This is a genomic window from Anaerophaga thermohalophila str. Valhall (genome assembly GCF_000250735.1).
Lineage (GTDB): Bacteria > Bacteroidota > Bacteroidia > Bacteroidales > Marinilabiliaceae > Anaerophaga > Anaerophaga thermohalophila_A.
Genome location: NZ_AHZV01000041.1, coordinates 24732 through 44342, shown reverse-complemented (window position 1 = coordinate 44342; position 19611 = coordinate 24732). Strand labels below are relative to the sequence as shown.

At 43.6% G+C, this 19611-nt stretch carries 15 protein-coding genes and 1 pseudogene; 5 read left to right on the top strand and 11 right to left on the bottom strand.

Annotated features, from left to right (window positions below; genetic code table 11):
* Positions 1–44 precede the first annotated feature (44 nt).
* Positions 45–416, bottom strand: coding sequence for a YraN family protein (locus OQ5_RS0101730; RefSeq protein WP_016775837.1), 372 nt, complete (start codon positions 414–416; stop codon positions 45–47).
* Positions 417–482: 66 nt separating this feature from the next.
* The gene (locus OQ5_RS0101725) at positions 483–1391 is read right to left on the bottom strand and encodes a S66 peptidase family protein (RefSeq protein WP_016775836.1); all 909 of its coding nucleotides are present in this window, start codon (positions 1389–1391) and stop codon (positions 483–485) included.
* 156 nt (positions 1392–1547) lie between these two features.
* Between OQ5_RS0101725 and metG the strand changes: the two genes are divergently transcribed.
* Together metG and OQ5_RS24035 are read left to right on the top strand one after the other, a co-directional pair.
* Complete coding sequence (metG, locus tag OQ5_RS19940; protein WP_255297335.1) at positions 1548–3377, top strand: methionine--tRNA ligase; 1830 nt, start codon at positions 1548–1550, stop codon at positions 3375–3377.
* Positions 3325–3582 (top strand): hypothetical protein, encoded by a 258-nt coding sequence (locus OQ5_RS24035; protein WP_016775835.1) that lies wholly within the window; start codon positions 3325–3327, stop codon positions 3580–3582. The genes metG and OQ5_RS24035 overlap by 53 nt, the downstream gene beginning before the upstream one ends.
* Positions 3583–3586: 4 nt before the next feature.
* Here OQ5_RS24035 and OQ5_RS0101715 read toward each other — a convergent pair whose 3' ends face one another.
* The gene (locus OQ5_RS0101715; protein ID WP_016775834.1) at positions 3587–4552 is read right to left on the bottom strand and encodes an SPOR domain-containing protein; all 966 of its coding nucleotides are present in this window, start codon (positions 4550–4552) and stop codon (positions 3587–3589) included.
* A gap of 814 nt (positions 4553–5366) precedes the next feature.
* On the opposite strand from OQ5_RS0101715, the pseudogene OQ5_RS25185 reads away from it, so the two are divergent.
* The 3 genes and pseudogenes from OQ5_RS25185 (at position 5367) to rfbB (ending at position 8142) form a co-directional block, all read left to right on the top strand.
* Positions 5367–5812 (top strand): annotated as a pseudogene (locus OQ5_RS25185) (transposase).
* A 245-nt stretch (positions 5813–6057) separates the two neighbouring features.
* A complete protein-coding gene (gene galE / locus OQ5_RS19930) occupies positions 6058–7041 on the top strand; it encodes a UDP-glucose 4-epimerase GalE (protein WP_255297334.1) in 984 nt (327 codons plus the stop codon).
* Positions 7042–7086: 45 nt separating this feature from the next.
* Entirely contained in the window at positions 7087–8142 is a 1056-nt protein-coding gene (gene rfbB, locus OQ5_RS0101700) for a dTDP-glucose 4,6-dehydratase (protein WP_016775831.1), read from the top strand.
* A 168-nt stretch (positions 8143–8310) separates the two neighbouring features.
* On the opposite strand, the gene glmS is transcribed toward rfbB, so the two are convergent.
* The 8 genes from glmS to OQ5_RS0101660 all read right to left on the bottom strand — a co-directional run bounded on the left by glmS (position 8311) and on the right by OQ5_RS0101660 (position 19607).
* Positions 8311–10149, bottom strand: coding sequence for a glutamine--fructose-6-phosphate transaminase (isomerizing) (gene glmS, locus OQ5_RS0101695; protein ID WP_016775830.1), 1839 nt, complete (start codon positions 10147–10149; stop codon positions 8311–8313).
* 26 nt (positions 10150–10175) lie between these two features.
* Entirely contained in the window at positions 10176–12161 is a 1986-nt protein-coding gene (locus OQ5_RS0101690; RefSeq protein ID WP_016775829.1) for a DUF4954 family protein, read from the bottom strand.
* A gap of 180 nt (positions 12162–12341) precedes the next feature.
* Entirely contained in the window at positions 12342–12794 is a 453-nt protein-coding gene (locus OQ5_RS0101685; protein ID WP_016775828.1) for a V-type ATP synthase subunit K, read from the bottom strand.
* A gap of 22 nt (positions 12795–12816) precedes the next feature.
* Entirely contained in the window at positions 12817–14655 is a 1839-nt protein-coding gene (locus OQ5_RS0101680; protein WP_016775827.1) for a V-type ATP synthase subunit I, read from the bottom strand.
* Entirely contained in the window at positions 14652–15254 is a 603-nt protein-coding gene (locus OQ5_RS0101675; protein ID WP_016775826.1) for a V-type ATP synthase subunit D, read from the bottom strand. The genes OQ5_RS0101680 and OQ5_RS0101675 overlap by 4 nt, the downstream gene beginning before the upstream one ends.
* 90 nt (positions 15255–15344) lie before the next feature.
* Positions 15345–16664 carry a V-type ATP synthase subunit B gene (locus OQ5_RS0101670; protein ID WP_016775825.1) on the bottom strand — a complete coding sequence of 440 codons (1320 nt, stop codon included), beginning with the start codon at positions 16662–16664 and terminating at the stop codon, positions 15345–15347.
* Positions 16665–16963: 299 nt separating this feature from the next.
* The gene (locus OQ5_RS0101665) at positions 16964–18760 is read right to left on the bottom strand and encodes a V-type ATP synthase subunit A (protein ID WP_016775824.1); all 1797 of its coding nucleotides are present in this window, start codon (positions 18758–18760) and stop codon (positions 16964–16966) included.
* A complete protein-coding gene (locus OQ5_RS0101660; protein ID WP_016775823.1) occupies positions 18744–19607 on the bottom strand; it encodes a DUF2764 family protein in 864 nt (287 codons plus the stop codon). The genes OQ5_RS0101665 and OQ5_RS0101660 overlap by 17 nt, the downstream gene beginning before the upstream one ends.
* Positions 19608–19611 lie beyond the last annotated feature (4 nt).

The following is a 19611-nucleotide window of genomic DNA, read 5'->3' as shown; positions in this document are numbered from 1 at the left end:
CAGGCTAAGTTCTTGACGGCAGGAATTTGGGTCAAAATCTGTTTTTAGCCGGGCAATGGCCGGAATGCATCTACAATATGCTCCATTTCCCATTGGTCTTCATTATCATGCGGCAACCAGCAAATCACGTCGAAACGGGTTTCGCAGTCGAGTTCGTTTTCAATAATATAAGCCTCTGCTGCGTAGGCAATGGCATTCATTTTTGCTGGAGTAATGCTCTCTCTGGGGTGTTCGTGGTACTCTGATGCACGTGTGCGCACTTCCACAATCACCAGCTGATCATCGTCCCATGCTATAATATCTACTTCTTTTCGATCGAAGCGATAATTGCGTTCCACAATGCGGTATCCCTGGTCGAGCAGATATGAAGCAGCTTTATCCTCGCCCTTTTTGCCCAGTTCATTATGTTGTGCCATGTGTTTTGGTGTTAAATATAGATGAGTGCGGTATAAAAAGCATATTTTTGTCAAAATCAAGGCGTTTTAATACACCACCAACCCGCCTTCGTCGGAGACCTGAAGATGTATCTGAGCACCCATCAGCAAAGGTTCGTTAGGCGATTCGTGTCCGGCCGGAAAATCAAACAAAACCGGGTAATCGTAGTGTTCCGTTATGTCTCTGATAATTTCCCGGGCTGAATTTCCGAAAGGAATTTTTCCGTCTTTCATATCTGTAAAGTGCCCTACTATCAGACCTTTAAGGTGCTCAAGTTTTCCACTGAGTTTGAGTTGGTACATCATTCGGTCGAGATGGTATAATTGTTCTCCGACTTCCTCTATGAAAAGTATTTTTCCACGCGGGTCAAAATCATATCTGGTACCGGTCATGGCTGCCAGAAGGGATAAATTACCTCCAATCAGCTGACCGGCTGATGTTCCTTGCTTGTTAAGTATATTGGGAGGTGTCCGGTAAACTATGTCATGCCCCTGAAGTAAATCAAGGAGATGTTTCCATTCCGCTCCGTAGTTGTTGTCTGCCGGAAGATTAACCGGCATGGGGCCGTGAACCGATACAGTATTGTAGTTATTTTGAAGTGTTGCATGAATGACACTGATGTCGCTGAATCCAACCAGCCATTTCGGTTGAACAGGCATGCGCGAAAAGTCCAGAGTATCAATAATGCGGAGCGTTCCGTAGCCTCCACGGCTGCACCATATTACCTCCACTTCAGGATCGTCAATCATAGCCTGCAAATCATCAATTCTTTCCTCATCAGTTCCCGAAAATTGATTATGTTCATGGGACACGTATTTTCCCCTGCGGCTTCGGAAACCATGCTTCTCCAGAAAAGCCTCGGCCCTGGGAACCACGTCGGAATCAATTCTGCCGGCCGGTGAAACCAGCCCGAAGAGTGCTCCTTTTTTTATAAATGGCGGTATTGCTGTTGACATATCTTAGAGCTTTGTGTACAAGATTTTAACATCTTTGGTTATCTTTGTGAAGTTAAACAAAACCCGGCTCATTTGCCCGGTTTTGTTTTATTTTTGTTGTCAATTATTGCTTAGAGTAACAGAAAATAAACCTGTAAAAAGTTCAGATACAACATTATGAGTAATTTTAAAAGAACACTTGTTACAACAGCTCTTCCTTATGCCAACGGTCCGGTTCATATTGGTCACCTGGCCGGCGTATATGTCCCGGCCGATATTTATGTGCGTTATCTCAGGTTAAAAGGTGAAGATGTGTTACACATTGGCGGATCGGACGAACATGGAGTCCCTATTACTTTGAAGGCAAGGAAAGAGGGTGTTTCCCCTCAGGATGTAGTAGATAAATATCATCAGCTTATCAAAGATTCTTTTGAAAAGTTTGGTATCAGCTTTGATATATATTCCCGGACTACCAGTAAGATGCACCATAAAACCGCTTCGGAATTTTTTAAAAAATTGTACGACAATGGTGCTTTCATTGAAAAAGAAACCGACCAGTACTATGATGAAGAGGCAGGAACATTCCTGGCCGACCGATATATAACCGGCACCTGCCCGCATTGTAACAGCACCGGTGCCTATGGTGATCAGTGCGAGAGCTGTGGTACTTCCCTTAATGCCACCGATCTTATCAATCCCAAATCGATGATATCAGGGAGTACCCCGGTAATGAGAAAAACCAGGCACTGGTACCTGCCACTTGATCAGCATCAAAGCTTCCTCGAAAAGTGGATTCTCGAAGAGCACAAGGAGTGGAAACCCAATGTTTATGGTCAGTGTAAGTCATGGTTGGACCTCGGCCTTCAGCCACGGGCTGTAAGCCGCGATCTCGACTGGGGGGTTCCCGTGCCGCTCGAAGGGGCAGAAGGAAAAGTGCTTTATGTTTGGTTTGACGCCCCGATAGGTTATATCTCAGCAACCAGGGAACTGACACCGGAGTGGGAGAAATACTGGAAAGACCCAGAAACACGTCTCATCCATTTTATCGGTAAAGACAATATTGTATTCCATTGTATTGTATTTCCGACGATGCTAAAAGCCGAGGGCTCATTTATTTTACCCGACAACGTGCCTGCCAATGAATTTTTGAACCTTGAAGGAGATAAAATTTCAACTTCCCGCAACTGGGCTGTCTGGCTTCATGAATACCTGGAGGATTTTGAAGGCAAGCAGGATGTTTTGCGGTACGTATTGACGGCGAATGCGCCCGAAACAAAAGACAACGACTTTACCTGGAAAGATTTCCAGGCACGAAATAATAATGAGCTGGTAGCGATTCTTGGTAATTTTGTGAATCGCGCAGTAGTGCTGACGCATAAGTATTATGAAGGAAAAGTTCCCCTGATGGGAGAAACCGAACCTTTTGATGTTCAGACACTGGAATCGATTCCGTCCATTGTCAGCAGCGTAGAGAACAATCTTGATCAGTTTAAATTCAGAGAAGCACTACGCGAAGCTATGAATCTTGCCCGACTTGGTAATAAGTACCTGGCCGATACGGAGCCATGGAAGTTACAGAAAACAAACCCTGAGCGGGTGAAAACGATAATGAATATTTCGCTGCAGATTACAGCCAACCTTGCCATTGTTATGGAACCGTTCCTCCCGTTTACGGCACAAAAAATGCGTGATATGTTGAATATGCAGCAAGCCGTCTGGAGCGATGGTGGTAAGACTGAACTCCTGAAGCCTGCCCATACTATTAATGAGGCTAAGTTGCTCTTCGAAAAAATAGAGGACGCAAAAATCCGGGAACAACTGGACCGTCTGGCCCGTACTAAAACCAGCAATGAAGCAGAGAATAAAGAAGCCGAGCCGGCAAAAGCCGATATCTCGTTTGATGAGTTCACTAAAATGGATATGCGCGTGGGCACCATTCTGGAAGCTGAAAAAAGTGCCCAAAACCAAAAAGCTTCTGAAAATAAAAGTCGATACCGGAATCGATAAACGAACGGTTGTTTCAGGTATTGCCGAATTTTTTGAGCCGGAACAGATAGTCGGACGTCAGGTGTGTGTCCTGGTAAATCTTGCCGCACGGAAAATTAAAGGAATCGAATCGCAGGGAATGATTCTGATGGCTGAGGATTCCGACGGCCGCCTTGACTTTGTTGCGCCTGGCACAAGAATAAAGCCCGGATCACAAATCCGGTAATTTATCATTTGCCTGATAAATCATCAAGTAGCCAAACGTTTTCAAACTTTGGGTCTTCCCGTAAAGCAAAAAGTCTTTCAACCGCACTGTCTCGTTTTTCGAAAGACTCCAATGCTACCCGGAATCGGCCGTTACCGTTGAGAAGAACCTTTGCGTCAGGAAAACCCTCTTTTTTCATTTGTTCGGCAGTTTGTTGGGCCGGAGCTTCATATTTAAAGCTGGCAGCGATCAGGTGAAACGGGGTTTTAACCTGATCATTCGTCCGGCCGGATGCAATGTCAGCCTTTTCGGGAATATCGGGTGCGCTAATGTCGGCATTGGTGAGTTGCTTCGGAGCATGGGTTGCGGGCTGTGATGCACTTGCAGGTTTTTCGGCTACAGATGAAATAATATTACCGGTGTCAATTTGCTGATGTTCCGGCATTTTAAGTTCCGGGGTAAACAGGAATAAGCCTGCAATCATTGCGGCAACAGTTGCCCAGTACCGGGGTGACCGGCTGCGCAACAACCGTCTTACCGGCTCTTCGCGTTTCTGTTGGTGCGCGACGTATTGGAGCGGTTCAAAATGGAATTCGGTAAGACCGTAAGCATCAGGAAGAAGCTTGTTACGTACATTAGGGGTGAACTGAAGATTTCCCAGGGCATCTTTTCTGAAGGTTCCGATGCCTTCAAAAACAGATGTTCCCCCATTATTGATCTTTGTTTGAAATCCCTCGACAAAACTGTTTATCCGCTCTGTGCTTTCGTTCCAGGACAGATGTTCCTGCTTACAAATATGGTTGGTGAGAAGTCCGTCGTTGTGCGACAAACTCCTGTTGAATCCGATTTCCTTTTTAGGGGGCTGAAAAAGATTTCGTTCTTCAATAAGGCCGGCCGGCTTATAATTGGCCACAAAACCTCCAAGGCCTGGCACAATAACGCAATCGTGCAGGCATAATAAATCCGATATGTATTTTTCGATGCTTGCCATATTGCAAATTTAAACAATTTATACGCTCTTTGCATAGTTTTGTTTTAAACAGGTGTTGATAAAGTGTTGATAAAGGCAGATTAAAGGCTGAAATAACTTGTGCCTGTCTGGTAAGGGGGGGGGATTACTACTTAATCATGTGTCTGTTCAGAAAGTGTAAGTGGCAAGGCTGACGGCATAAATATTACTTTACAATATAACCGCGTATGCATTCGGAAGAGAAAAGGTGAAACTGATGTTTGTATCATTAATTCAGAAAACTTTCAATAAGGTAATAAGGTTTTGATTCAGTGGAGGTTCATTGGTTACTAAGGTTGGGGGAAAAAATAAGGTTTTGGGAAAATTAAATTTACTATGACCTATGAATGAATTTGGAACGGGAAAACCTTATTTTCACTCCTTAACCTTAGTAACAATGAAAGGGTCCCAACCATACCCCTGACCTTATTATCTTATTTTGTGTTTGAAAAAACATAAGAATAGAAACAACTAACCGCGTATGCATTCGGAAGAGAAAAGGTGAAACTGATGTTTGTATCATTAATTCAGAAAACTTTCAATAAGGTAATAAGGTTTTGATTCAGTGAGGTTCATTGGTTCTAAGGTTGGGGGAAAAATAAGGTTTTGGGAAAATAAATTTACTATGACCTATGAATGAATTTGGACCGGGAAAAACCTTATTTTCAATCCTCGACCTTAGTAACATGGCAGACTAATCGAATGACATTGACCTTATTACCTTATTTTGTATCTTTAGGTTCTTAAATAATACAAGTTAACATGAATCTTTAAAACTATTAAAAAACAAACTGTTATGAAAATCCAATACAATAACCTGTATACACATTTTGTATTTGTTACTCAAAACAGGATAGCTTTGATAAAGCCACAATACAGGAATCGTATTGAAAAGTATATTACAGGAATTGTGAATAACAAAGATTGTAAGATGTATGCCATTTATGCTAATCCTGACACGTTCATTTTTTAATTTCTCGTTCTCCAGTTCTTTCCGAAGAAACTATTGCTACGGTAATTGCAAACAGTTCAGAAAATTTCATAAACGATAATCATTTGTGTAGTGGGAAATTCTCGTGGCAGCAATCGGCTTCTGCTTTTTCGGTCTCAAAAGGAGATATTGAAAATGTTTGCAGATATATTCTGAATCAACCGGAACACCATCGTAAAAAAACTTTTGAGGAGGAGTATAATGAGTTTATCCGTTATTATCAGAAGACCTTAAAACTTTCAATAAGGTAATATGGTTTTGATTCAGTAGAGGTTCATTGGTTTCTAAGGTTGGGGGAAAAAATAAGGTTTTGGGAAAATAAATTTACTATGACCTATGAATGAATTTGGAACGGGAAAAACCTTATTTTCAATCCTCGGCCTTAGTAACTTTTGGAGAGACACTAATTAACCGGTAAAACCTATATTTTGCCTTTAATTTCCTTTTCTTAATTTTACGTGCTCTACGAAAACAATAATCTGATAACATCATTTCTATGAGCAAACAAATTCTGGTTACCGGCGGAACCGGCTATATTGGTTCCCATACTGTAGTTGAACTTCAGAACGAAGGGTTTGATGTAGTGGTTGTCGACGACTTGTCCAATTCGAGCATTGAAGTGCTGGATGCCATCGAAAAAATAACAGGTAAACGTCCTGCTTTTGAGAAATTCAATCTTACCGATCAGGAGAAAACCAATGCATTTTTTGAGAAATATAGGAGGATTGAGGCCATTGTTCATTTTGCCGCCTACAAAGCTGTAGGCGAATCGGTCGAAAAACCACTTGAGTATTATCACAATAACCTGGTATCACTAATGAATCTTCTCGGGAGTATGAGGAAGCATAAGATTCCCTATATGGTGTTTAGTTCCAGTTGTACAGTTTACGGTCAGCCGGAAAAACTACCTGTTACCGAAGATACGCCGCGAAAGCCTGCCGAATCACCTTATGGAAACACAAAAGCAGTATCGGAAGATATTATGCGCGACTTTGCCAGGGCCACCGAGGGCATTAATTGTATTGCTTTGCGGTATTTTAATCCCATTGGTGCTCATCCGTCAGCGCTTATAGGTGAGCTGCCGGTAGGCGTTCCGAATAATTTAGTCCCTTTTATTACCCAAACAGCTGCCGGGTTGAGGGATGAACTGAAAATTTTTGGCGACGATTACAATACACCCGATGGCACTGCCATCAGGGATTATATCAATGTGGTCGACCTGGCCAAAGCCCACGTCGTAGCCATCAACCGACTGCTTAACAACAAGCAGAAAGCATCCTACGAATTTTTTAATGTTGGCACCGGAGAGGGATATTCGGTAATGCAACTAGTGAAAGCTTTTATTAAAGCCACCGGGGTTGAATTAAAATATTCTGTTGTGGGAAGACGGGCCGGCGATATTGAAAAATATGGGCCGATACCTCGTATGCGAATAATGAATTGGGCTGGAAGGCTGAGAAAACACTCGAAGAAACACTAAAGAGTGCATGGGAATGGGAAAAGCATGTCAGAAACATAAAATAATATGGGCAAAACAATATTAATAACAGGTGGTGCGGGTTTTATAGGGTCACACGTAGTGCGCCTTTTGGTAAATAAATATCCCGACTATAAAATACTGAATCTTGACGCGCTTACTTATGCCGGGAATCTGGAAAACCTGAAGGATATTGAAAGCCGCTCCAATTATGAATTTATAAGGGCCGATATTACCGATATGGACGCAATTAACCGGATATTTCGTGAATACCGGCCTGATGGCGTTATTCATCTGGCTGCCGAGTCGCATGTTGACCGGTCTATTAGCGATCCCCTGGCTTTCATCCGTACCAATGTAACCGGCACCGTTAACCTGCTTAATGCAGCACGCGATGTGTGGGGTGAAAAACCTGACGACAAGCGGTTTTACCATATTTCGACCGATGAAGTGTACGGGTCTTTAGGAAATACCGGATATTTTACCGAAGAGACTGCCTATGATCCGCGTAGTCCGTATTCTGCTTCAAAAGCGAGCAGCGATCACATGGTACGGGCCTGGCATCATACCTACAACCTGCCGGTCGTGATTTCGAATTGTTCAAACAATTACGGGCCAAATCAGTTTCCTGAAAAACTGATTCCTTTGGCTATCAATAATATCAAACACAAAAAGAGCATTCCCATATACGGAAAAGGGGAAAATGTCCGGGACTGGCTTTATGTGGAAGACCATGCCGCGGCCATTGACCTTATTTTTCACCACGGGAAAAACGGGGAAACCTATAACATAGGCGGCAACAACGAGTGGACCAATATCGATTTGATTCGAAAGCTTTGCCAGGTAATGGACAAAGCACTGAACAGGGAACCGGGCGATTCGGAAAAGCTGATCACCTTTGTAAAAGACCGTGCCGGACACGACAAACGTTATGCCATAGACTCATCAAAACTGATGACCGGGCTGGGATGGAAACCTTCTTTACAGTTTGAAGAAGGGATCGAAAAAACCGTGAAGTGGTATCTCGACAATGAAGAGTGGATGAATAACGTTATCTCCGGCGATTATGCAAAGTATTATTCTCAGCAGTACGACAACCGGTAATTAGTGCTTGTCCATGAACTCACAAAAATTTTCACAATATGTGTGTCTGTTCAGAAAGTGTCATTTACTAGGCCTGCGAAGTCCGAAAATACGGAGTTTACTCATCGTAAATGAGTAATTTTCGAACGAGCGTAACACAGTAAATGACACTTTATGGACAGATACTAATTATTCCACTGTAACCGATTTGGCCAGATTTCTTGGCTGATCAACGTTACATCCTCGCATTACAGCAATCTGGTAAGAGATGATTTGCAGGGGGACTACTGCCAGAAGCGGTGACAGAGACGGATGACATGCCGGAATTTCTATGACATGATTGGCCAGCTTTTTGATGGTTTTCTCTCCCTCGGTTACAATGGCAACAACTTTCCCGTTTCGTGCTTTTACCTCCTGGATATTGCTGACAATCTTTTCGTATGAGCCGTCTTTAACAGCCAGAACAAAAACCGGCATGTTTTCGTCGATCAGTGCAATAGGGCCGTGTTTCATCTCGGCAGCAGGATAACCTTCGGCATGGATGTAAGATATTTCTTTCAGCTTGAGGGCGCCCTCAAGTGCTACAGGATACAATACTCCCCGGCCCATGTACAATGCGTTGGAGACATTAATATACTGGTTGGCCACATCTTTTATGAAGCCTTCATGTTCCAGTATTTCTTTCATTTTGCCGGGTATTTCCGTCAGGGCATGTACCAGAGCTACATAATCCGATTCGGGGATCAGCTTTTTTCTGTGTCCTATCAGGAATGCCATCATGGTAAGCACGGTAATTTGTGCCGTAAAGGCTTTGGTCGAAGCCACTCCGATTTCGATGCCTGCATGGGTATAAACACCAGCGTCTGTTTCCCTGGCAATGGATGAACCGGCAACGTTACAGATACCAAGTATGGTAGCATCCGATTGTTCCCTGACCATTCTTATGGCAGCAAGTGTATCGGCAGTTTCTCCGCTTTGCGAAACGGCAATAACCACATCATCGGGGTATATTATGGGTTTGCGGTAGCGGAATTCGGAAGCATATTCCACTTCAACAGGGATTCTTGCATATTCCTCAAAAAGATATTCACTCACCAGGCCGGCATGCCACGAAGTTCCACAGGCTATAATGATTATCCGCCGGGCATCGATCAGCTTGGGAAGCACATCCAGTATTCCTCCCAGGAAAATCTTACTGTGGTCCATCGAAATCCGTCCGCGAAAAGTATCTTCAATGGAAGAAGGCTGATCGTGTATCTCCTTGAGCATATAATGTTCGTAATCTCCTTTATCTATTTCGTCAATGCTCAGCTCAATTTTTTGCACCTGAGGTGTTTTGATGTCATTGTGCAGATTTTTAAGGTCGAACTTGTCGTGATCGATAACCGCTACTTCTTCATCATTCAGGAAAACCACCTTGTCGGTATATTCAATGATGGGAGTGGCATCTGAAGCCATAAAATACTCATTTTCACCGATCCCGATTACCAGCGGACTTCCTTTTCGGGCGGCGATTAACCTGCCGGGTTCATCGGTACAATAAATCACCAGTCCGTAAGCTCCCACAACTTTGGTCAGGGCTAACCGGACAGCCAGTTCGGCAGGGACTTTTTTCTCTATATAAATGTTTTCGATGAGATTGGCTAAAACTTCTGTATCGGTTTCAGTACTGAAAGAAACACCACGATTGGTCAGCTCTTTTTTCAGGTGACCGTAGTTTTCGATGATGCCGTTGTGGACAACAATAAATTTACCCTTTTCCGACTTGTGCGGGTGAGCATTAATATCGTTAGGTTCCCCGTGAGTAGCCCAACGGGTGTGCCCCATCCCGATGGAACCTGAAATTTCCTGGCCTTTAATAATGTTTTCAAGGTCTTTTACTTTTCCTTTGCATTTATACAGATGCGTCTCGTTATTCATCAGGGCTATTCCGGCGGAGTCGTATCCTCGATATTCCAGCCGTTTCAGGCCCTTAATCAGTATAGGGTAAGCGGTTCTTTCTCCTACATAAGCTACAATGCCACACATAAATTTCGTCGATTTGTTTTACTATTCTACAAAGAGTTTATTTTTTCTGATATTTTTGATGCCAGCTTCTTTTTTCTTTCAATGTGTTCAAGAATATCACACACGGCCGGGTGTTTTTCAAAGGCGCCACGAACCTGTTCAAAATCAACGTTTCTTATTTCATCTTCTCCGTCCATCCCAAAGCCTGTCTGCGCTTTTAGCGTGAATTCCTTGCGCGCGTCCTCAAACATCATCTTGTCCAGGCTGACAACCGCGTTTTTCCAGTCTTCAATAAAGTCGAGCAATTGCTGCTTCGATATAGTGGCTAAATTAATATTCAGGGCCGACTGGAACATGGCATAGCTCCGGTTCCACGCCCATGGGTAATAGTTGCGGTGCCACTCCCCGAATATTGCGTTCATTTCAGTGAAGGTATTCACTTTTCCTTTCTCAATCTTTTCGGCCAATTCGAGAACTTTTTCTTTTGGGACAATAAGTCCGGCCATATCAACCCATTCTCCGGTACCTTCGGCAGATGCAGGTTTTAAAACTTCATGTAGTTCCTCAATGGATGAATACTCTTCTGATTCAAGTTTTTTCATCAGACCATTTCCCAGAAATTTTTTGATGCCAATATCGTATAAAAAGATGCCGCGTTCAAGAGCTTTGGCCTCGATTTTCACACTATTATACATGAAATAATCCGAAGTGGCGCCGGATGTCTCTTTAAGTTTGATGAGTGTCTCTTTTCCCTTGATCATCTTTTCTACGGAGTAGGGACTTAACAGGTTAAATGTGATGTAATCGAGTTTTCTGGGGTCTTTTCTCTTGTCACGATTTGGCCATTTGCGGGCATCGCGCATGGTTCCTACACTCCGCAGATTGACACCTGGTGCCAGGTAACTTTCATCTTTGTTTTCGATGAGGTACGAAAAAGGGAAATTAGATGTGTCGGGATTGCGGTAATGACGCCCCATAACCAGGGAGAAAACCCCAATTTTAGCCGGCCACAGGAGGTATGAGTCGCTGGTTGTTTTGCTGCCGCGTTCTACTACTCCCTGGTGTACCGGCCCCAGCTTGTACATGTGGTTGCTTTGGTTGGAGCCGCTTCCTGCATTAAGAAATGAGTAATATCCGGCGATCAGAAGGGTAGATTTATGATGCGAAACGGTATATGGACCGGCAAATATTGAGCAGGCTTCGCCATGGAATCCCTGGCAGTTGGCAAAAAAGACCGAGTTTTCTGCCGAGTAGTGTTTTCCCAGCGTGCAGCCCTGTCCGATAAAACATTTGGATATCAGGGTGGCGTCGGTCACTGTTGCGCCGCTTGCTGCAATAAAATCTTCAGCAATCACGCCCGGTCCAAAATAGGATGGATGCTCACGTGAGCTGTTGATGGTGCCGTTAACCAGCCGGTAAATGCCTTCAACAGTTGCCTGGGTCCCTATATTTACATTCAGGATGGTCCTTGAGTTGAGTAACCGTGCCTCGCTTTTTACGATCCCTTTTTCGGCACACATATTTTGACAATAAGTGTCTACCATGCTGTTCAACATCTCGATAAGTCCGGGTCGATGACGATAAAAAGCAAGAAGGTAAGCAGTATGGGCGGATAATTCATTAAAAATGGGGACTTCTCTTCCGCCGGCTTCATTTAAAACAGCAACCTTTTCTCCGTTACCAAAGCAGGATTTTCCTTCGGTAGTGAGGGAGTCCACATTTTCTATGATGACATTGCTTTCTATGTGATAGTTGGCTATTTGATTCCTTACCTGGCTGATGTAAACATCGTCATCAATGGTTGAGTTGTGAATGGTAGCATTCGAAATGCCCGAGTGTTTGGTAACACCTCCTGCAAATTGAAAACTGCGCCGGAAGCGGCCAAGCCTTATTTTTCCAGAGAAAGAAGTTTGCCTGACGAATGAAGGGTCGAACCCGTCTTTTACTTCTATGTTGTTCCACTCATCATTAAAACATCCCTGCTTTTCGAGTGTTTCAATTTCATGGGCGGTTAAAGGCCGGTATTCTGACATAATGATTTGCTTTAAGGACAAATATTAATTGATCATACATCTTACAATAGTATCTATAACTGTCTGTTACTGCCGAAGTTAGTAATAAATAGTAACAGTTGCTTGAAAAAAAATGTTTATTCACAAAAAAACCTGCCTCGAATAGAAGAAGCAGGTTTTTTCGAAAATTGTTATTTCTCACTAAAGTGTTCCGCTGATCATAAATGTTGCTGCAAATGCAAGGATAGCGTACAACTCAGGGAATACAGCCAAAACCAGAGTACTCCCGAAAACATCATGTCCCGATCCGATGCCGGCAATACCGTTGGCACAAACTTGTCCCTGTCTGATTCCGGACAACAGCCCTACAATTCCGAGAGCAATACCGGCACCCAATACCGCTGCGCCCTGAATCGCAGTAATATCGGGCGAAAGCACGCCGGTTGCATTAATTACAAAGTAACCTGCAAATCCATAAAGTCCCTGTGTTCCGGGGAGTGCACTCAAGACAAGGTAGTTGCCAAATGCATCGGGATTTTTTTTCATAGCACCCAATGCAGCGTTACCACCATAAGAGACACCGTAAGCACTTCCTGCTCCAGCCAGTGCGATCATCAAGCCAATGCCTATATAGGCCAATACAATTGGAGTCATATTATTCCTGTTTTTAAGGTTATTAATTCTTTACTTGAACTCTTTGATATGGTTTATATTCTTTTCCTCCTCCTATGAAACCTGCATTTTTATAAAATTCCACGAATGTAAGACGTAACGGGTGGACAAAAGCACCAAGCCCTGACATGAAGATATTGATACCGTGTCCGATCAGCAGGATAATCAGGGTCACCAATATGCCGATCAATGGAATATCAGGGGCCAGATCGAATGCTAGCTGATTAAACACCTGTCCGAGAATGGCACTTGCCAGGCCAAGGGCAAACAAGCGTATGTACGATAACAGATCGCCTATTACACCTGTAACCATATTGTATGCGTCCCACAAGCCTGCTCCTATATTAATGAAGATGTTTCTTTTCGGGTGGTTAAAAATAAATATTCCCAGAACCGAAGCACCCACCAATACCGTGTGTACAGGACCGAAAAAATGGCCTGCTTCCGGATTTTGCATATCCAAAAGGTAGAATATTCCTGATGATACAATCAGTATGAACCATCCCCATGTTGATAATGAATAACCAAAGCCCTGTTGGCGGATTTGATTGATGGCTTTAAGTACCATCCCGAATAGAATCTGAACAGCGCCGAACGCTAATGCCAGTGTGAACATCTGATCGTTGTCCAAAAACAAGTCTTTCGCATTAGCCAGGAATTTCGGAGGATTCTCTATCAGGTTTATTCCGAAGAAAGTTCCTGTAATCGCCCCAAAAAGAATAGTGGCCAGTCCCAGTAGTTGTGCAAGTGTCAGTATGGGACGCATGCCTGGCTTTGCTTTTGGTTTGTATATGGCAATAGCCAGTACCAAAAGCAGACCGTATCCCGCATCTCCCAGGCAGAATCCGTAAAACAGCAAGAAAAAAGGCGCAAAGAAGGGAGTAAGGTCTAATTCTATATATGAAGGTAATGAAAAAAGTTTGGCCACCGGCTCGAATAATCTTGCAAACCGGTTATTACGCAGCAGTATGGGTGGTTTCTCATGCTTTCGTGCCGCTTCTTTTAAATAATAAACCTCTTTTTTATCTACCCATTTTTCCAGTTCGTCTGCCTTTACTTCTGGAACCCATGCTTCAACCAGCCGTATTTTCCCTTCTACTTCATCTACTGTTTGAAATCTGACATTAATATCGGCCAACTGCTCTTCCAGTTTTTTCTGATATTCTTCAAGCAATTCAATACCATGTACGGCAATCTTATCTAACTCATGATTGAGTTCGTCTGCCTTTGCCTGTGTTGTTGAAATTTCTTTACGAACGTCTTCAAGAGTGTTAGCTGGCAGCGGCATCTCGTCCGACTCTTCCATTTCTTCGGGCAACTCTTTGTTCTCTGACTTGTCAACAAAGATAAAGTAACAATAACCGTCGGTTTCCGAAATAAGTTCAACGGGATATTTTTCTTCCCATTCAGGATTGTATTTTGAATCGGGACAGATAAGAAAACGCAGATTTATATTGGCTTCCGAAAGTCTGTTTATGGCTTCCAAAGTAAATTGTCCCCATGGCTCAATCTGTTTTTCCTCTTTCTGAAGGGAAGAAAGTTGTTGTTGTATTTGTTCGAGTCTGCTCTCAATTTCTGTTATCCGTTGGTTGAGCTTTTCACCCGATTTGTCTGTTATATTTTCGACTTCTGCGGGATCCTGGATTTGTTTTCTACGGCTTTCCAATATTTTTATTGTTTTGGAAAGATCACTGATTTTCCGGTATAAATCCTGCATTTCGGTGGTGGGTTCGTGCTGGTGCTCAACGATATGTGCCACACCGAGTTTTTTCAGGTGATCAAGAAATTGATCATAGTCGGCATGGTATACCAGAAACGAATATTTATACATTGGTACAATCATGACTCCACCTCCATGTTTTGTTGCCTGTTTTTAACGATTTTCTGGGAAGCTTTTGACAGATTCTCTTCATCTTCAAGGAAACGTTTAATCTTACGGATTGCATCCTGAAATCCCGGAATTTGAACTTTTTCGTATAGATTAACTTTTTGAGTTGTTTTTTTACGAGCAAAGTCAAGTAATTCCATTTTTCGTTCAAATACCTCCTTCTCAATGGCAAGTTTAACCAGTTTTTCAAGAATGGCAACGCCATCCGGAAACCAGGCGGGTTTTTCGAACATGTTATAATCGCGTATTCCGAAGTGAATTTTCTCAAGCACAGGTGTCTGCACCCCTGCAATTTTCTTAGTGGAAAGTTCCACGTCTTCAATTTTTACCAAAGAAGGGTCAAATTCACTCCAAAGGCGGATCATATCATCATACAGGCCCATTTCTTTTTTAAGCTGTTCTTCCAGTTCGACGGCTTTATCTTTAGCATTTTTCACTTCCACTCTTAATGCCGATTCTTTGTTCTTCAGGGTCGGCAAAGCGCGTTCTCTTATTTGCAGCTGTTTGGCAAGAGCCTGTTGCGATGTCTTATTATATTGAAATTTTATGGCCACGTTTTCTCCTTCTTTCGTTACTATTACCTCTTATTTAATGATTAACATAATAGAGTATCGATGGCTTACTTTCTTTATGCTACGGTTCATTTACTTTTTCCAGTACTTATCCACCAGTTCTTTTTTGATTCCCACCTCTGCTTTAGAAAAATAGGTGGAAAAGAGCTTCCAGGCGATGTCAAGCATGGTATCCGTGTCAACATTGACATCAATTGCCAGCAGTTTTTCCGAATAGTCTTTGGCGAAATCCAGTGTTCGCTCGTCGTAATCGGTGAGGTCAAACCCATTCTCCAGTTTGGTACGGGCGCTGGCAGCGTCGGCATAAAGACGAACGGCCGCATTCATAACCTGTGGATGGTCTTCGCGCGTTTGTTTTCCAATAACCAGCTGTTTCAGTCGTGACAATGAACGGAACGGGTCAACAATGACTTTTCCGATATCAGTATCCCTTCTCAGGAAAAGCTGTCCTTCGGTTATGTAACCTGTGTTATCGGGTATGGCGTGGGTAATATCTCCCCCCGAAAGTGTGGTTACCGCCACAATGGTAATAGAGCCTCCCGTCGGGAACTGTACGGCCTTTTCATAAATTTTGGCCAGATCGGAATAAAGCGAACCCGGCATGCTGTCCTTCGACGGAATCTGGTCCATCCTGTTCGATACAATACTGAGTGCATCGGCAAAGAGTGTCATGTCGGTCAGAAGAACCAACACACTTTCGTTTTTGTCAACAGCGAAGTATTCGGCAGCCGTCAGAGCCATATCCGGAACCAGCAATCGCTCAACCGGCGGGTCTTCTGTCGTGTTTACAAAGCTTATAATACGGTCGAGTGCTCCGGCGTTGTCAAATACCTGCTTAAAATAGAGATAATCGTCGTTTGAAAGCCCCATACCTCCCAGAATGATCTTGTCGGCTTTAGCTCTCAAAGCCACATTGGCCATTACCTGGTTGTAGGGCTGATCGCTGTCAGCGAAGAAAGGGATTTTTTGCCCCGAAACAAGGCTGTTGTTCAGGTCAATTCCTGCGATACCGGTGGCAATAAGTTGTGAGGGCTGTTCGCGCCGAACAGGATTCACCGACGGACCTCCGATTTCGCGTATTTCACCTTCAATATCGGGGCCTCCGTCGATGGGGTCACCATAAGCATTGAAAAATCTGCCCGAAAGCTCGTCGCTTACTTTTATCTGTGGCGGATTCCCCAGAAATGTTATTTCAGCATCGGTAGGAATTCCTTCCGTACCTGAAAAAACCTGAAGAACGACCTGGTCGCCAACAATTTTCACAACCTGGGCCATCCGCCCGTTGACCACAGCCATCTCATCGTATCCTACATTCTTGGCGGTAAGCGATACAGTGGCTTTAGTGATGTTGTTTAGTTTGGTATATACCTTTTGAAATGCCTGACTTTTCATTCGTATAAAATTTTTTTATTAAGGTCTAATGGAACTTGTCCCGAGCAATCAGGACTCGTTTCATCAGTAAAAAATTAGTCTAAGTTATTGGCATGATGGAACTCGCATGATTGATTTTATACATATTCTTTTGTGACAATCTTTGTCAACAAGCTCGTTTCATCTTAAATCTAAAAATCTATTATGGCAATTTTTGCGATACCTGTTTCGTAAGTTGTTTGTCTATATCAACCCAACGCATGGGATATTTGGGGGGGTAAGAGCTGAGATCCATTCAAAGCTGACCCCTGATGACTAAACTATACAGCTTCTTCTTCCTTCTTTTTTTCTTCTACCGCATGCTCTTTCAACATTTCATCAAGCTCTTTTTCAAAACCTTTGAATTTATCCGATTCGAATTCCGAGTAGTTCATCTGTTTGAATTGATTGATGATTCGTTTGAAAAAGTCGCCAACTTCTTCAAAGTGCCTGAACTCGAAATCGGTATCCACAATACCGAGCACCTTCTCGAGCATATATTTCTGCCGCTTAAGTGGGGTAGATGCATCAACTTTATCAAAAGCATCCTGCTGAAGAATTACAAAGTCGATAAGCTCGGCTTTCCAGAAGCGTTCGTGGAAGTCAATGGGAACACCATCGTCCCCAAGAATGTTGATTTGTTCGTTGGCTTCTTTTCCCCTGAGCAGAACGTCTTTGCTTTTCAGTACATTATCAAGCCAGTGTTCATCGAGACTTTCCCCGAGGGTTTTCTGAAGCTCGGGATACTCGAGATATTTTGAATAACTATCGATGGGGTCGATGGCGGGATAACGTTTGCTGTCGGCACGATCCTGCGAAAGACCATAGAAGCAACGGGCTGCTTTACGGGTGTTTTCGGTAACGGGTTCTTTCAGGTTACCCCCGGCCGGTGATACGGTACCTATAAAAGTGATGGAACCGGTTTTTCCATTGTTGAGGTATACGAAACCTGCACGTGAATAAAAGTTTGAAATAATGGCCGATAAGTCCATTGGGAAGGCATCCGGCCCCGGAAGTTCCTCAAGACGGTTCGACATTTCACGTAATGCCTGCGCCCATCGCGAAGTGGAGTCGGCCATCAGAAGAACTTTCAGTCCCATAGAACGGTAATACTCTGCAAGCGTCATAGCTGTGTAAACCGAAGCTTCACGAGCCGCTACGGGCATATTTGAAGTGTTGGCGATAATGGTTGTTCTTTCAATCAGCTTTTTACCTGTTCTGGGATCATCAAGTTCGGGGAATTCCTTAAAAATTTCCACCACCTCATTTGCCCGTTCACCACAGGCAGCCATGATTACGATGTCGGCTTCGGCCTGTTTGGAAATGGCATGCTGTAGCACTGTTTTTCCTGTTCCAAAGGGGCCGGGGATAAAACCGGTTCCGCCTTCGGTAATTGGGTTCAATGTATCGATACAGCGAACACCGGTTTCCAGAAGCTTGAACGGACGCGGTTTTTCTTTGTAAGTTTTGATGGGTACTTTTACCGGCCATTTCTGCACCATGTTAACAGAAATGGTATCTCCGTTGTTGTCTTCAATGACGGCAATTTCGTCATCAACGGTGTATTCACCTTCTTTTGCTATTGATTTAATTTTGTAGGTACCTTCAAGTTTAAATGGCACCATAATACGGTGGGGCATTCCGTTTTCTTCTACCTCACCGAGCCAATCGCCGGCGACTACTTCGTCACCCTTTGAGGCTATGGGTTTGAAGTTCCACTTCTTTTTTCTGTCCAGGGGATCGGTGTATTCTCCACGTTTCAGGAAAACACCATCCATTTTGTCGAGGTCGTTTTGCAGTCCGTCGTAATTTCGGGAAAGCATGCCCGGGCCAAGCGTCACCTCAAGCATGTGACCTTCGAATTCAACTTTGCTTCCGGGTCTCAACCCGCGTGTGCTCTCAAATACCTGTACATAGGCCTGTTTTCCTGTCACTTTTATGACCTCTGCCATTAATCGCTCTTCGTTGTGGGCGATGTAGCAAATCTCATTCTGTCCCACCGGACCATAAATATCTACCACCACAAGGTTGGCAATGATCCCTGATACCGTTCCGGTTGTTTTATCGTTTTTTTCCATAGGTCAATGTATATTCTTCGGGGAATTCAAATCCCGACTTCAGTTCATTGAATAATTTTTCAAACATTTCGCGTCCCTTTTCGGGGTCAAGATGAATCCAGCGCTCTGCTATAAAGAGTTTTTGCAGAAAAGCCAGTACTTTTTCTATTGTAAAGTAATTGAAGAAGGTGGCATCCTCAACAAAATGCCATTTGTGCACATCAAGTTTGAGTTCCCGCTCTTTCAGGTTTTCTATTTCGAATATCTGTAGAAGGTCTTCTATATGCTCAACTTCCGATTTCAGTCCGAAATCCCTGGCACGACTCTTCTTTAAAGCATTGGTGACATCATTGTTTCCTATCAGGGCCTTTTCAAAATCCAGTTCATACTTGCGGCCGTTCAGGGCGGTCAGAACATTCGATGTGTCGCGCTGATATTTTGCAAGCTTTCTGACAAAAAGATTTTTTGAACTTTCAAGATAATCGTAGTATTCAGCAGACAATTTTCGACCGGCTTCCACGCGGGTGTCTTTAGCATCGTCGCCATGCATGTCAAAGACAAAGTCGGACAAGTAGGGGGGGAAGTGCGACATTTCTGCTGTGAAGGCCTGTTTCCTGTCTGTCAGCGGCTCCAACTCTTCCTTACTGAAGTTTCCCCGATCGTCCCACTCTTTTTCCTCCTTGAAGAACAAATTGATCAGGTTTTCATGGTCAAATGGCAGATAGAAAAGCCGCAGCAAAGCGAAATCCCCGGGGGCCAGCTCGTCTTCCATCATTTCCCGAAAGTCGGCCGAAGAGAAAGTCAGTTTCTTTTCTTCGGGAACAAGGTCGGGAAGTCCGGCAACAAGACAATAGTAACCTTTCGACATATAT